At 58.4% G+C, this 13288-nt stretch carries 14 protein-coding genes and 1 pseudogene; 10 read left to right on the top strand and 5 right to left on the bottom strand.

Translation table 11 applies throughout. The features are described 5' to 3' along the window. On the top strand, positions 1-635 hold a 635-nt coding region (gene tnpC, locus F8N85_RS33165), incomplete at its 5' end, for an IS66 family transposase (RefSeq protein WP_150807624.1). A 330-nt stretch (positions 636-965) separates the two neighbouring features. Here tnpC and F8N85_RS33160 read toward each other — a convergent pair. Continuing rightward, positions 966-1187 (bottom strand): hypothetical protein, encoded by a 222-nt coding sequence (locus tag F8N85_RS33160; RefSeq protein ID WP_150807623.1) that lies wholly within the window; start codon positions 1185-1187, stop codon positions 966-968. A 119-nt stretch (positions 1188-1306) separates the two neighbouring features. Continuing rightward, positions 1307-1534, bottom strand: coding sequence for a hypothetical protein (locus F8N85_RS33155; RefSeq protein ID WP_224795803.1), 228 nt, complete (start codon positions 1532-1534; stop codon positions 1307-1309). 156 nt (positions 1535-1690) lie between these two features. On the opposite strand from F8N85_RS33155, the gene F8N85_RS33150 reads away from it, so the two are divergent. Next, positions 1691-2488 carry an MFS transporter gene (locus tag F8N85_RS33150; protein WP_412072530.1) on the top strand — a complete coding sequence of 266 codons (798 nt, stop codon included), beginning with the start codon at positions 1691-1693 and terminating at the stop codon, positions 2486-2488. Positions 2489-2551: 63 nt separating this feature from the next. On the opposite strand, the gene F8N85_RS33145 is transcribed toward F8N85_RS33150, so the two are convergent. Next, positions 2552-2944 (bottom strand): hypothetical protein, encoded by a 393-nt coding sequence (locus F8N85_RS33145; protein WP_150807622.1) that lies wholly within the window; start codon positions 2942-2944, stop codon positions 2552-2554. A 361-nt stretch (positions 2945-3305) separates the two neighbouring features. Between F8N85_RS33145 and F8N85_RS33140 the strand changes: the two genes are divergently transcribed. Next, positions 3306-3500, top strand: a complete 195-nt coding sequence (locus F8N85_RS33140) for a hypothetical protein (protein ID WP_150807621.1) — start codon at positions 3306-3308, stop codon at positions 3498-3500. Between the two features lie 42 nt (positions 3501-3542). On the opposite strand, the gene F8N85_RS33135 is transcribed toward F8N85_RS33140, so the two are convergent. After that, on the bottom strand, positions 3543-3986 hold the full coding sequence (locus tag F8N85_RS33135) for a hemerythrin domain-containing protein (RefSeq protein ID WP_150807620.1): 444 nt from the start codon (positions 3984-3986) through the stop codon (positions 3543-3545). A 554-nt stretch (positions 3987-4540) separates the two neighbouring features. After that, positions 4541-5461 carry a LysR family transcriptional regulator gene (locus tag F8N85_RS33130; RefSeq protein WP_150807619.1) on the bottom strand — a complete coding sequence of 307 codons (921 nt, stop codon included), beginning with the start codon at positions 5459-5461 and terminating at the stop codon, positions 4541-4543. Between the two features lie 91 nt (positions 5462-5552). Here F8N85_RS33130 and F8N85_RS33125 point away from each other — a divergent pair, with 91 nt between their 5' ends. The 7 genes and pseudogenes from F8N85_RS33125 to F8N85_RS33095 form a co-directional block, all read left to right on the top strand. Continuing rightward, a complete protein-coding gene (locus F8N85_RS33125) occupies positions 5553-6995 on the top strand; it encodes an aldehyde dehydrogenase family protein (protein ID WP_150807618.1) in 1443 nt (480 codons plus the stop codon). 13 nt (positions 6996-7008) lie between these two features. After that, on the top strand, positions 7009-7995 hold the full coding sequence (locus F8N85_RS33120) for a dipeptidase (protein WP_150807617.1): 987 nt from the start codon (positions 7009-7011) through the stop codon (positions 7993-7995). A gap of 106 nt (positions 7996-8101) precedes the next feature. Beyond that, positions 8102-9655 (top strand): BCCT family transporter, encoded by a 1554-nt coding sequence (locus F8N85_RS33115; RefSeq protein ID WP_150807616.1) that lies wholly within the window; start codon positions 8102-8104, stop codon positions 9653-9655. A gap of 26 nt (positions 9656-9681) precedes the next feature. After that, positions 9682-11400 (top strand): hypothetical protein, encoded by a 1719-nt coding sequence (locus F8N85_RS33110; protein WP_150807615.1) that lies wholly within the window; start codon positions 9682-9684, stop codon positions 11398-11400. A gap of 1 nt (position 11401) precedes the next feature. After that, a complete protein-coding gene (locus F8N85_RS33105; protein ID WP_150807614.1) occupies positions 11402-12148 on the top strand; it encodes a DUF3726 domain-containing protein in 747 nt (248 codons plus the stop codon). A 95-nt stretch (positions 12149-12243) separates the two neighbouring features. Then, entirely contained in the window at positions 12244-12618 is a 375-nt protein-coding gene (locus F8N85_RS33100; RefSeq protein WP_150807613.1) for a RidA family protein, read from the top strand. A 263-nt stretch (positions 12619-12881) separates the two neighbouring features. Then, a pseudogene (locus F8N85_RS33095) lies at positions 12882-13288 on the top strand (hypothetical protein); the annotation flags it as partial.

The following is a 13288-nucleotide window of genomic DNA, read 5'->3' as shown; positions in this document are numbered from 1 at the left end:
ACCTGATGACTGATGATTACGCGGGTTATAACGCCTTGGGCGGGCAATCCGGTGTCGAACGTTTAGGCTGTTGGGCGCATGCGCGACGCAAGTTTGTCGAGGCGCAAAAGGTGCAGCCTAAAGGCAAAACCGGGCGTGCCGATATCGCCCTGAATCTGATCAACAAGCTGTACGGTATCGAGCGAGATTTAAAAGAAGTCGGCGATGAACATCGCCACGAAAGCCGACAGCAAAACAGCCTGCCGGTGTTGGCGCAGTTGCAAACATGGCTGGAGAAAACCCAGCCACAAGTGACGACGCAAAATGCACTGGGTAAAGCCATCAGCTACCTGGCCAGCAACTGGATCAAGTTGGTGCGCTACACCGAAGCCGGTTACTTGCCGATCGACAACAATGCGGCAGAGCGCGCGATCAGGCCCTTCGTTATCGGGCGCAAGAACTGGCTGTTCAGCGACACGCCCAAAGGCGCGATGGCCAGCGCTCAACTTTACAGTTTGGTCGAGACGGCTAAAGCCAACGGCCAAGAGCCCTATGCGTGGCTGCGCCACGCACTTGAGCGCCTGCCACAAGCCTCGAGCGTAGAAGACTTCGAGGCTTTGCTGCCGTGGAACTGCACGCCGCAAATTCCAAGATAGCCATAGATCCCCATCTTTAAAATGTGGGGTTCATGGAGCGCTTACAAAGGAGACACCAGTGCTTACCAGATTTTCGATGCTTGCCTTGGTTTTAACGGTCCTGGCGTCCTCGGGATGCGTTTACCACGACCACGACAGGAACAGGGATCGCGATCGCGATCGCGATCGAGGTAGTCGACATGATCACGACCACCGCCATAAAAAGGACCGGGATTCGTATGACCGTCGCGACAATGATCGCAGGGGAGATGACTATCGCCGAGGCTAATGCTTTGCGGTTTGAGTCATGCCAGTCCAAGAAGCCCGCTGATTGCGGGCTTTTTCATGCTTTCAGGTGCCGCTGCCCAGCCCTTCTATCGCATTGGCAAAAGCGCTGCCCGCCTCCTTCACCAGCCCTCGCCACTCGCTGCTACTGATAACACCTGTGCGTTCAAGCTCATCGGCCGCCTTGAGTAGCTCATCGTAATGCTCCTCGGGATTCATCCGGATTTCGGATTCCTCTAACAGCTTGCGCCAGGCCAGCAATGCCTGCGTCTTCTGATCGTCATTCATGGAAAAGCTCCGTTGACTGCCTGTTCTGTAGAAGCAAATCAACAGCGGGTTGTTCAGCGATTCCGACGTGCGGCCAGGTACTGTGTAACGCGCCGTTCCCCAAGCTGGCAGGACCGCGCTCAGATTCTGTAATCCTTGAAAAGCTCCTCCTTGATGATCAGCAACGCGTCACCGTAGTAGCGTTCACCGCGGGCTTCACTTAGCGGTACAGACCTGACGCTGGCGTCGCCATCGCGCGGCTTGTGCTCGCAGGTGATGAAGAACTCCGCCGTTTCTGCCTTGAACTCCAGGTAGTAGAACAGCTCTCTGCCCTCTCGATCCCAGTAGCCGATTTCTCTTCGCATCATTGCCCCCGCAGGACCGTGAAATTTACCCATTCTAACGGGTGCGGCAAAGCACATGTCATGCCTTGCATACCCTGAAGGTATCGAACCCTACACAAATGATATTAGACGCTGGCCAGAGCCAGGCTGCCGGTTATTGGCTGGCAAGGTATCTTCGCGGTGGGTGGCATCGTTCCGCTGTTGCTGTTGGCGGTATTGATATTCGTACTGCCGGAGTCATTGCATTTTCTGACTCGGCATCGCGCCGAAAGCGGTCGCGAAAAAATCGAAAGCATTGTTGCCAGAATCACCGGTAAACCAACCACTGCGGGTAGCACTTACAGCGTCCCGGAGATGGATGTTAAATCCCGGGTCACCTCCTTGTTTTCAGCTGGACTGGCACGTACTACTTGCGGGATATGGACTGTTTACCTTTTCAACTGGGTCGCATGGTTTATGTTTCTGTCCTGGTTGCCGACATTACTCAAGGCCACTGGACTTCCCGCGGAACAGGCGCCGATGGGCACCGTAGCAGTGAACGCCGTATTCGTCGCTTGCGCTATTCCACTGGCCATTGTCTTGCCGAAGATCAATACCCGGTTGTTACTGTTAGTCCTGTTCCTGTTTGGCATCGCGCTCAGCCTGGGCCTGGCGAACAGTGGCACCAACTGGACGCTGGTGTTTATCCTCGCAGGACTGGCCGGCCTGGGCATCGGTGGCCAGCAAATAGTCTTGAACTACATGGTTGCCCAAGCCTACCCCACCGCTTTACGCGCTACGGCAACCGGTTGGGCGATTGCATTGGGCCGGGTGGGAGCGATTGTTGGCTCGGCAAGTGGCGGATGGTTTCTCGAACATGGCGGCCCCGCGGGCTACTACAGTGCCTTGATCGTACCTCTGGTCATCGCGGCAGCGGGGTTGATGATTATTCGTACCCAGACTTTCGCTGCAGAAGGTCAGCCGCAGGTGGCGCACTGATCGATGCGCAGTGATGGCTCGGTGGCGTGGAGTCTGGACTCTCCCGCCACCTGTGCATTGCCGCTATTGCCTACCGAATTTATTGTTCGTGGTGTTTTTCGTTTTATCCACCAGCCAAATTGAAACGCCATCAGTACGCACTGTATTGCATTCTTCTCCATATTTTTTGTAGGTGACACAGATAACATCCTCTGCAATCATCCAACGTCCAATTTGCTCAGGCTCTCCTTCAATCTTTATTTTCGCGGTCCCATCCTGAATGAAAGTCTCCTTGAACTCATAACCTGTCGTGGTAACGCTGGAGTGTTGGCGACCGATCAAAGCCTCATTTATCTCACTTCCCTTTAACTGGCGTGCATCTGCAGGCGCTGGCGCATGAGCGTCATTGGCAGCTTGATGCCCCGACGAACATCCCGCCAATAATAACGCAACGATAACAGGCAATAACTTATCCATAACCTCCACCTCGTGTTATTAATAGACAGCAGAACACCCATGGCCTTAAGGTTAGACAGCATTAAATAGTTCCATATATCATTTAACGATACGGGCAATAGCGCCAGCCTGCGTGGATCTACCGTGCGCAAGCCAAACTCGACAGAGTCTGCACATTCATTTTTTCCTTGAAGTGACAGGCTCGATCGCCTCCCTGGCTGGCTGCCCGGATTATAGCTTTTCCTTGTTTTTGCCCCCCATCGACTGGCCGTCCACGACGTCATGCGCGGCCTCGTGTCGCACAAATCAATGAGAACGAATTTGAACTAATGGCATATTGCTGCTATCACAAAAGAACCACGAGCATAGAGTGCCTACGCCCATGAACAAGCTTGAGCAAGACGTCATCGATGCTGCGGGCGCATCCGCGCCGGACTGTCCGCAAGCCCAGAGAGACGATACCTTCGAGGCTGCGTTGGGGGCCATCGCGATACTCAAAAGCAACCTTTCAGGAGAACCGCTGGAGCGCGCACTGCTGATGCTGCGCGACTCCTACATCTGGCCAGGGCACTCCTGAAATTCCCACAAAGGCCCTGGCGCAAGATCAATGCATTCCGACTCAGCTGGTGGAAAGCTGTTCTTCATATTCCTTGATGTATCCGCTGGCCAGCGTTTCTTTCTGTTTATCGTCGAGAATCTTGCCCGCCATCTGGAAGAACTTCTGCTCTTCCTCTTTCAGGTGATGATGGACTTTTTCAGAAAGCTTTTTGGCGGTGGCCAGCCAGCCGGGGCTGGACATCTCTGTTTCGTCCAGTTGCTCCATCATCTCATCCATTTCGTGGTGTTCTGAAATGGCGTGACGACTCAAATCCACACCCTCGTCGTACTCCATCAACGGCATGTAGAAAAACCGCTCCTCCGCCGTTTCGTGAGCCTGGAGTTCGGTCTTCAGCTGTTTGTACGCCTCGACGCGCTGCGGGTTGTCTCCGCTGGTCTGGATCAGTGCGTCAGCGTAGGTGCGTTGCCGCTCGTGGCTCTCGCGCAGTGCTTCGAAGATATTCAATGGCGTCTCTCCAGCATCGCTTCCAAAAACGGAAGCATTTCTGACTAGACCTTTTCGCGAGTTGGCTAGTTCCACTCCAGCCACGCTCGGAAGGCGGCCTGATAGCCGACCAATCTCTTGCGGGTGTATATATCCATTCCTGCGGTAACGGCCACTTAAGGTTTCGCCCTTACGGCGCCTCCCTTTGGCAAACGCCCCAAATGAAGCAAAGGTCTCGCCCCGAGCGTACGGCACCTCGCTAAGGCTCGGTGTTCCCTCGCTCCGGCCTGCCGAAGGGGCGGGTAGATCAAGATCAAGATCAAGATCAAGATCAAGATCAAGATCAAGATCAAGATCAAAAGCCAAGCACAAGCAACAGCGAGGCGGCCTATCGGCCGGCCTGGGTGTACACGTCCCTCCGTAGGAGCTGCCGCAGGCTGCGATCTTTTGATCTTGATTTTGTGGGAGCGGCGGTGCGGCGATCCAACTTGCTCGCGATGAAGGCGGCCTGACAAAGCCAAACCGTGTTGACGCAAAGGCTCAGAGCGTGAAGGCACACTGAGTAAACCTCAGGCCTACGAAGTCCCGCTGACTTTTACCGAAGCGTCGCTGTCGTCTCTCATTTGCATATTTTCATGCAGGAAGCCCATCAATTCAGCCGCCGCTGGCGACAGGCTGCGGCCTTTCCTGGACAAGATGCCTATCTGACGCTCGACCTTCGGTTCTGAAAGGGGCAGGAATGCCAGTTGTTCATTGCCTGCCGGAAACGCCAGATAGGGCAGTGTCGTAATGCCGATGCCCTCTTCGAGCATGGCGATCAAGGAAATCATGTTGGAGACGAACAACAGACTGCTCTCCAGCAGCCCCGCCGCTTCGGTGCCTTCGAGCAAGCGCGAAGTGCCATTGCGCACCAGCGGGTAGGCTTGCAGGCTGGACCAATGCAAGGCTCCACCGGCCGCCACCAACGGATGATCACGCCGACAAACCACGCCAACCTGATCACTCAGGATCGGCAGGAAATCGATGTTCTCATCCGGCATCCAGATACTGCTGATGCAGAAGTCCACCTGCCCCTGGACCAATAGCTGCTGCACGCTGTCAGCGTTACCGTCCTGAATACTGATCTGCACCTTGGGATGCTCGCTGACAAACCGCGCCAGCAGGTGCGGCAACAGACGACTGGCCACTGACGGTACGGTGGCGATGCTCACCTGACCGATTTCATGCCGGGCCAGCTGGGTCACCTCGCGGGCAATTCGGTCGTGATGTGCGAGAAGATCCTGGAACAGAGGCAGGCAGTGCTCACCAAAAGGTGTCAGCTCGGTCTTCCCACCTTTTTCGAACAGTGCCTGGCCGAGCTTCTGCTCAAGTTCGCGGACCGCCAGGGAAATGGCCGGCTGGGTACGATAGGCCTGTCTCGCCGCTGCGTGAAAACTTTTCAGCTGCGCCACCAGGACGAAATAACGCATTTGAGTGATTTTCAGCTCGGGCAGCATGGTAAGTTTTCCTTATCGTTTCATTTTTTTTATTAATTTTTATTTGCAGATTAATACTCTCAAGATGGGGACCACGCAATCGGAGGTTCCCATGTCAGTGCAACCCTACAAAAACTACATCGCTGGAAGCTGGTGCGAAGGCCAAGACGTTATCGCCAACCACAACCCTTCGGATGTGCTGGACATCATCGGTCACTATCACCAGGCCAGCGCCGAACAGACTCGGGCTGCGATTGCTGCAGCACGTGCCGCACAGCCACTCTGGGCGGCGACCGGGCTGGAGCAACGCCAACAGTTGTTGATGGCCATCGGCGACGAGTTGATTGCCCGCAAGGATGAGTTGGGCCGCCTGCTCTCCCGTGAGGAAGGCAAACCCCTCAACGAGGGTATCGGCGAGGTTTATCGCTCCGCCCAGTTCTTCCACTATTACGCCGCCGAAGTATTGCGCCAGATGGGCGAGACAGCGGCGTCAGTGCGCCCCGGGATCGACATTGAAATTCATCGTGAACCGGTCGGTGTGGTCGGCATCATCACTCCGTGGAATTTCCCCATGGCGACGGCCGCCTGGAAGATTGCCCCAGCCCTGGCCTTCGGTAACGCGGTGGTGTTCAAACCGGCCAACCTGGTGCCGGCCAGCGCCTGGGCACTCAGCGAAATCATCAGTCGCCAGGCCCTGCCGCCGGGCACCTTCAACCTGGTGATGGGCAGTGGCAGCATCGTCGGCGAGAGCTTGATCCAGTCGACCGATATCGATGCGCTGACCTTCACCGGGTCGCTGCCGACCGGACGTCGAGTGGCCATTGCCACAGCGACCAATCTGGTGCGCTGCCAGCTGGAAATGGGCAGCAAGAATGCGCTGGTGGTGCTGGATGATGCCGACCTCGACATCGCCGTCGAATGCGCGTTGAACGGTGCGTTTTTCGGTACCGGGCAAAAATGCACCGCCTCATCGCGCCTGATCGTCTGCGACGGCATTCATGACCGCTTTGTCGCTGCATTGATTGCGCGCATGCGTCAGTTGAAGGTCGGCCATGCACTTGAGCAAGGGGTGCAGATCGGTCCGGTGGCCGAGGCCCGCCAACTGGAGCAGAACCTTCGTTACCTGCAACTGGCCCAGGAAGAAGGCGCGACGCTGGTCGAAGGCGGCGAACGCCTGGCACTGGAACCTGAAGGACACTACATGCGTCCGGCGCTGTTCATCGACAGCCACAACGACATGCGCATCAACCGCGAAGAAGTCTTCGGTCCGATCGCTTGTGTGATCCGGGTGAATGACTACGAACACGCCCTCACCGTGCTGAACGATACCGAATTCGGGCTCACTGCCGGAATCATCACCCAGTCGCTGCGCCATGCCAGTGACTTCAAACGCCGCGCCCGCACCGGCTGCGTAATGGTCAACCTGCCCACCGCCGGCACCGACTACCACGTGCCATTCGGCGGGCGCAAAGCCTCAAGCTTTGGTCCCCGCGAACAAGGGCAATACGCCCGCGAGTTCTACACAGTGGTCAAGACCACCTACGTGCGTCCCTGAATCGGAGATCACCATGCACGACTTATTGATGATCGATGGGCTGCAATACTCCAACTGGAGCGAGGAGCTGTTTCGCCAGATGCAGGCCGGCGGCCTGAGTGCCGTTCACGCCACCCTTGCGTACCACGAAAATGCCCGGGAAACCCTGTCGCGAATTGGCGAATGGAATCGTCGTTTCGAGACCTGGCCCGAGCTGATTCGTCCGGTGCGTGAGGCGGCAGATATTCGTCTGGCCCATCAGGAGGGACGCGTCGCGATCTTCTTCGGCTTCCAGAATTGCTCGCCGATCGAAGACGACATCAGCCTGGTGGAGATATTCCGCCAGCTTGGGGTCCTGATCATGCAACTCACCTATAACAACCAGAGCCTCCTGGCCAGCGGCTGCTACGAGAGCGAAGACAACGGCATCAGTCGTTTCGGCCGCCAAGTGATCCGTGAGATGAACCGCGTGGGCATGCTGATCGACATGTCCCACAGCGCTGAGCGCAGCACCCTGGAGGCTATCGAACTGTCGAGCCGCCCGGTGATCATCTCTCATGCCAACCCATCGAGCTTCCATGCCGCCAAACGCAACAAGTCCGATGCGGTGCTGCGCAGCATCGCCGAATCCGGCGGCCTGCTCGGCTTCAGCACTTACCCCTTTCACCTCAAGGGCGCGTCGGGCTGCAGCCTCGAGACGTTCTGCGACATGGTCGCCAATACCGCCGATTTAATGGGCGTCGAGCACATCGGCATCGGTACTGATCTGTGCCAGCAACAGCCGCTGCAAGTACTCGAGTGGATGCGCAACGGTCGCTGGAGCAAGGACAAGGACTACGGCGAGGGCTCGGCCGACAACGCCCACTGGCCATCCCCCCTGCAATGGTTCCGCGACAGCCGGGACTTCCCCGTTATCGCCCGTGGCCTGCAAGCGCGCGGCTTCGCCGAGGACGAGGTACGCAACATCATGGGACTCAACTGGTTGCGCCTGCTGGAAAACGCCACCACCCCACAAACCTGACGCCTGATCTAAACCGTGAGGACAGCATGAAAAACAAAAACAATAGCTTCCCGTTCATCTCCCCAACCGGCGATGGACAGCCTCAAGCGCGTATTTTGGAGGCATCATGAAAACATCCACTGAGCTACAAGCCGACAGCCAGCCGCTGAGCCTTGCAGCACCTGAAAAAGACATCGACTGGCCGCTGTTTCTCATCAGCGGCGGCTTCCTGGGTGCATTCCTGATAGCGGCACTGGTCGACATCGAAGGCGTGTCGACGCTGGTCAATACGCTGTTCGCCTGGTCGACGAAGTTCTTTGGACTGTACTGGCAGATTCTGATGCTGCTGACCTTTGCGGTGAGCCTGTTCATCTGTTTCAGCAAATGCGGTCGGGTGCGGCTGGGCGGCGTCGACCAAAGACCCGACACCAGCACCTTCAACTGGATCGCCGTGATCATGTGCGCCTTGCTCGCGGGTGGCGGCGCCTTCTGGGCCGCGGCGGAGCCGATGATGCACTTCGCCAGCCCGCCACCGCTGTTCGCCGGCATGCAACCCCACAGCGAAGCGGCGGGTCATGCGGCACTCGCCCAATCCTTCGTGCACTGGGGCTTCCTGGCATGGGCAGTACTTGGCAGCCTGCTGTCGATCGTGCTGATGCATTTGCACTACGACAAAGGCTTGCCGCTGGCGCCGCGCACCCTGCTGTATCCGCTGTTCGGCGAGCGAGCGCTGAAAGGCCCGATCGGCACGCTGGCGGATGCCACCTCGATCATCGCCGTGGTCGCCGGGACCATCGGACCGATCGGTTTTCTCGGCCTGCAAATCAGCAGCGCGTTGCATTCGGTCTGGGGCATTCCGAATGACCTGACTGTCCAGGCCATCACCATTGTTCTGGTCACGGTGCTGTACACCACCTCCTGCCTGGTGGGGCTCAAGGGCATCCGCTTCGTCAGCGAAATCAACGTCTGGCTGATGATTGGCCTGGCTGTGTTCATGCTGGTGTTCGGGCCGACGGCCTTTATTCTGGGCGGTTTCCCGACGGCCTTCGCCTTGCATCTGGAACAATTCATTCCGATGAGCCTGTTTCGCGCCGATCCGAAATGGCTCGACTGGTGGACGGTGTTCTACTGGGGCTGGTTCATTGGCTATGCGCCGATGGTGGCGCTCTACGTCGCCAAGATTTCCCGTGGCCGGACCATCCGGGAAGTCATCATGACGCTGTCGATCATTGCCCCGATCGTGACCATGTTCTGGTTCACCGTGGTCGGTGGCACCGGCATCGGCCTGGAATTGCAAACGCCCGGCATCGTCACGGCCAATGGCGCTCAACCCGAAGCCCTGCTGTTGGGCGTGACCCAGAACCTGCCACTGGGTGGACTGGTCTCGGCGCTGTTTCTGTTCTTGAGCTTCATCTCGGTCGCGACCAATGGTGATGCCATGGCCTTCACTGTAGCGATGGCCATGTCGAGCAACGACAAGCCGAAAAAATGGCTGAGAGCGTTCTGGGCCATCGGAATGGGGTTGGCCGCGGTAGTGCTGATCACCATCGGCGCGGGCGGCGTGACGGCGCTGCAATCCTTTATTGTGATCACTGCCGTTCCGGTTTCGCTGTTGATCCTGCCCTCGCTCTGGGATGCGCTGCGGATCGCCCGGCGCATGGCTCGCGAGCAGGCTGTCTGATCATGAATAGTTCAGGAATCGCAATTATGTCGCACCCCCACTCCGGCGCAGCGCCACAACCGACCCTGCGGCCCGCCGCACAGGTCATGGACCTGGATCGTCTGGGCAGCCATTTTCAGAGCCGGCTGAGTTTCGTGCGCAGCAGCATGCGGCGAATGATGAACGAGCAATGGCGCATCCAGCGCACCTGCTTCGACCTGGATGCCGAGGGATATGGCACGACCATTTATCGTATCGATACGGCCACCGCGCATTATCACTGCGTCATTTTCTCGATGTACCTGCCGCCGGAAAAGCGCAGCGACCGGGTAATTGCCGATCAGTGGGACGTCAGCTTCGTCCTGCTCGCCGGCGATGTGGACGACCAGCAACTGGCCGATTTGCGGCGCAACGTGCCCCTGCAGGAAGCTGGCCGCTTTGACGCCCGGGTGCTGGTGCTCTCGCGTGCCAACCGCAGCCTGCGCAACTTCGAGCGTTTTCTCGGGGCGCTTGCCGAAGGTTGCCAGCCCGACCCTCGGCAGCTCGCCGACGTCGGCTACCTGTATCGAACCACCGCCGTTTATGGCAATGGCAAGTTCGGCATCGCCGACTTCAGCTGCCTGCAAGGCAATGCCGATTTCACTCAGCCGTTCAGCGCGCAAATGTTTACCGTCTACCTGCTCCGGCATTTCAGTATCGAGCAGATAGAACACATGGCCCGGGCGCGCAACCCACAACGGGCGGTCGGGCTGGACATTGCCCTGCAACGCTACCTGGGAGTCGGCAACTCCACCGGACTGGGCATGGCACCGTTCCTGGTCAACCACCCGCAATTGGTCAACCAATGGGTGTGGGCCAGGGAAACCGCTCTGGCGCGGACCCTGGCGCAAGTTGCCGAGCTGCCTCAACAGCAGCGCTTGCGGAGCTTGATCGAGCGGGCCCGTCGGCACCTTGAGCAAACTGCGACCGAAGATCAACGTCAACGTGCGATTGACCAACGCACCCTGACCGATCTTGGGCAGTTGAGCGAATGGTTCGACCGTCAACCGCTCAGTGCCGATCTGTGGACAGGCCTGCAAGCCTGGGCCGAGCGGCACTGCGGCACGGGCTGCCAGGAACTGCTGGTCAGCCTGCTGCTGGAACTGTACCCCGAGCAGATTGATCCGCTGGCAGAACAGATGGCGGTCAAAGAGGGTTTTCGACTCAATGCCGAGATGCCTCTGGGAGCGCTGCGCGAGCTGATCGAGAACCAGTACCAATGGGCCCTCGATTACGACTTGAGCAATGTCGAGGCTAACCATTTCTTCTGGTATCGCTCGGCAGAAAAGGAAGAACCGCGGTTGGGAGAGCGAGCCATGGAGCCCGGCGCCGAGAAGGAAATGCAGCTGGGCATTGCCCACAATATTCAACGCTGCCATAGCGCGTTGCTTGCCTATCTGGAACAGCACCCACAGCAATTGACCGCGCATTTCTTGCTCGCCCAACCGCAGTTCAAAGGCACTGTCTGCCGTTTGCAGGGCATGGCCCGCTGCAGTCATGGCGAAATTCGCGCCAACCTGATGGATCGCGGCATGCTGCCGATCCACCTGCTGCGCTGCAAGCTGGCGTTCTTCGGTGCCGGCAAGTTCGATCCGAAATCCAGCCGCTGGGTACGCATCACCTTGTTCCAGGGCGCGCCACTGGTCAGTGAGATTGGCCAGCCTTTCGATGACGACTGGAACTTCGCCGTCATGCCCCAACTGGCAACCGTTGCCGGAGAACACTGATATGCGCGTTTCGCTCAATGAAGTGCAGGTTATCTGCCGCAAGGCCTTCGAAGGCCTCGGCTTCGCCGCGGGTGATTGCGACGACGCCGCCGAGATAATTGCCTGGCTGCAACTGCAGGGCCTCGACGGGATCGGCGCGCTGAAAAAAGCCCTGGCCTTCCTCCACGATGAAGTCGATCGACCTTTCGATACCTGTTACGAAGATGCCGCTCAATTGACCCTCGACGCTCGCGGCCAGAGCGTCTTGCGCTGTGCAGCTCAAGCCGTGGAACTGGGTGTGAGCAAGGCCTTGCGCGGCGGCAGTGCGCTGATCCGTATCCGCCACTGCCACAACCGGATTCTGCTGCTCGGCTATCTGGCGCGATGCGCCGAACAGGGGCTGAACTTTTGCGTCTACTGGCGCGATGCGCGCCAGGAACTGGTGGCCACATTCAGCGCCGGACAGAGCAGCCCGTCGCTGCGGGTGTATGACCTGCACCAACCGGCGCAGAGCGACGAGCAAAGCATCAACGTGCTGATTTCCCGCCACTTCACGCTGCTGCCACGACTGAGTCCAGAGGATCTGGCGCCCCGTCTGAACCTGGATCAGCAGACGCTTGGCGGTAGCAACAGCCGGCAGCTCTCTGGCGGTCTGGAGGTGGACGATAGCGTCTGGATCATGCTGAAAAAGCTCGGTGAACGGGTGCTGGTGGAAAGCACCGAGGAGTCGCGACGCCGTGGCGCCGGGGAAAGCAGCGACGCCACATAGAAACGCCTCGGCCACGCCCGGCTAAACATTCCAGCGCCGTCATCAGACCGCGCCCCGGGATTGATTTTTTCATACCTGAACCAGGATTTTGACCGATGAAACATGCCATCAAGACCGACCTCTTTGCCTCTCGCGCGCCAATGGAGTGGGCCGTGGTCGGCAACGGCACGCTGTACACCGCACAGATCCCCATCGACCGCCAGGGTCAGGTGGTGGCCGGTGGCATCGAAGCCCAAACCCGGCAGACGCTGGACAACTTGCGCCACACCCTGGAAGCCGCCGACAGCTCGCTCGACGCGGTCACCCAAGTGCTGATCTACGTCACCGACCGCAGCTACCTGGCCACCGTGAATGCGCTCTACACCGAGTACTTCCAGGCACCCTTCCCCAACCGCGCCGCAGTGGTGGTGGCGGGCCTGGCCAGGGAAGAAATGCTGGTGGAGCTGGTGGTGTATGCGTGTGTGGGATGAGGTGGCACTGACCCGGCATGTCTTAATGCCAGTCGTTTCAGGAAAGGTCTTGTCGAACGCAAGCCTGTGGCGAGGGGGCTTGCCCCCGCTCGACTGCGCAGCAGTCGTAGAGCCGGTGCACGCGGTGAGTCTGACAGAATGCGGTAGCAGGTTTTGGGCCCGCTTCGCAGTCCAGCGGGGGCAAGCCCCATAGGCGCTAACCAAATCTCAAGAGATAGTAGAATCTGATTCACCAAGCAAAGTGAGCAGCAGGGAAAGCAAGCGTGACACAAAGACTGGATGAAGATTGGCCGAAGCTGTTGGCGCTATTGCCGCAGGGATGGGAAGCCAAGGCAAAAGAGCTGGGAGCGCTGAAGTTCGGTCGCCGCTTCAGCGGCCCGGAGAGTTTATTGCGCACGTTATTGATGTATCTGAGCGCTGATTGCTCGATGGTCGAAACGGTGGAACGCGCGCGCGCTGGGGACTGGGTGGAGCTATCGGACGTTGGCCTGCTCAAACGGATCAATAAATCGGGTGCATGGCTGGGCTGGATCACTGAACAGTTGATCCAGCAGGCACCGACCGTGGCGATGAAATGTCCGGCGCTGCAGGGGCGCAGATTGCTTGCCGCTGACGGCAGTGTCGTGGCAGAGCCGGGAGCGGCCACATCGACATGGCGACTGCATTACAC

Origin of the sequence: Pseudomonas fluorescens, from assembly GCF_902497875.1 — a bacterium.
Classification (GTDB): Bacteria; Pseudomonadota; Gammaproteobacteria; order Pseudomonadales; family Pseudomonadaceae; genus Aquipseudomonas; species Aquipseudomonas fluorescens_BR.
Note: the sequence above shows the minus strand (reverse complement) of the source record. Positions and strands in the feature narration are given on the sequence as shown.

What these genes read in the sequence shown, in the direction of transcription:
- F8N85_RS33160 (WP_150807623.1), bottom strand. Translation starts at nt 1,187, where the DNA reads ATGAATGACGATCAGAAGACGCAGGCATTGCTGGCCTGGCGCAAGCTG.
- F8N85_RS33155 (WP_224795803.1), bottom strand. Translation starts at nt 1,534, where the DNA reads ATGATGCGAAGAGAAATCGGCTACTGGGATCGAGAGGGCAGAGAGCTG.
- F8N85_RS33145 (WP_150807622.1), bottom strand. Translation starts at nt 2,944, where the DNA reads ATGGATAAGTTATTGCCTGTTATCGTTGCGTTATTATTGGCGGGATGT.
- F8N85_RS33140 (WP_150807621.1), top strand. Translation starts at nt 3,306, where the DNA reads ATGAACAAGCTTGAGCAAGACGTCATCGATGCTGCGGGCGCATCCGCG.
- F8N85_RS33130 (WP_150807619.1), bottom strand. Translation starts at nt 5,461, where the DNA reads ATGCTGCCCGAGCTGAAAATCACTCAAATGCGTTATTTCGTCCTGGTG.
- F8N85_RS33125 (WP_150807618.1), top strand. Translation starts at nt 5,553, where the DNA reads ATGTCAGTGCAACCCTACAAAAACTACATCGCTGGAAGCTGGTGCGAA.
- F8N85_RS33120 (WP_150807617.1), top strand. Translation starts at nt 7,009, where the DNA reads ATGCACGACTTATTGATGATCGATGGGCTGCAATACTCCAACTGGAGC.
- F8N85_RS33115 (WP_150807616.1), top strand. Translation starts at nt 8,102, where the DNA reads ATGAAAACATCCACTGAGCTACAAGCCGACAGCCAGCCGCTGAGCCTT.
- F8N85_RS33110 (WP_150807615.1), top strand. Translation starts at nt 9,682, where the DNA reads ATGTCGCACCCCCACTCCGGCGCAGCGCCACAACCGACCCTGCGGCCC.
- F8N85_RS33105 (WP_150807614.1), top strand. Translation starts at nt 11,402, where the DNA reads ATGCGCGTTTCGCTCAATGAAGTGCAGGTTATCTGCCGCAAGGCCTTC.
- F8N85_RS33100 (WP_150807613.1), top strand. Translation starts at nt 12,244, where the DNA reads ATGAAACATGCCATCAAGACCGACCTCTTTGCCTCTCGCGCGCCAATG.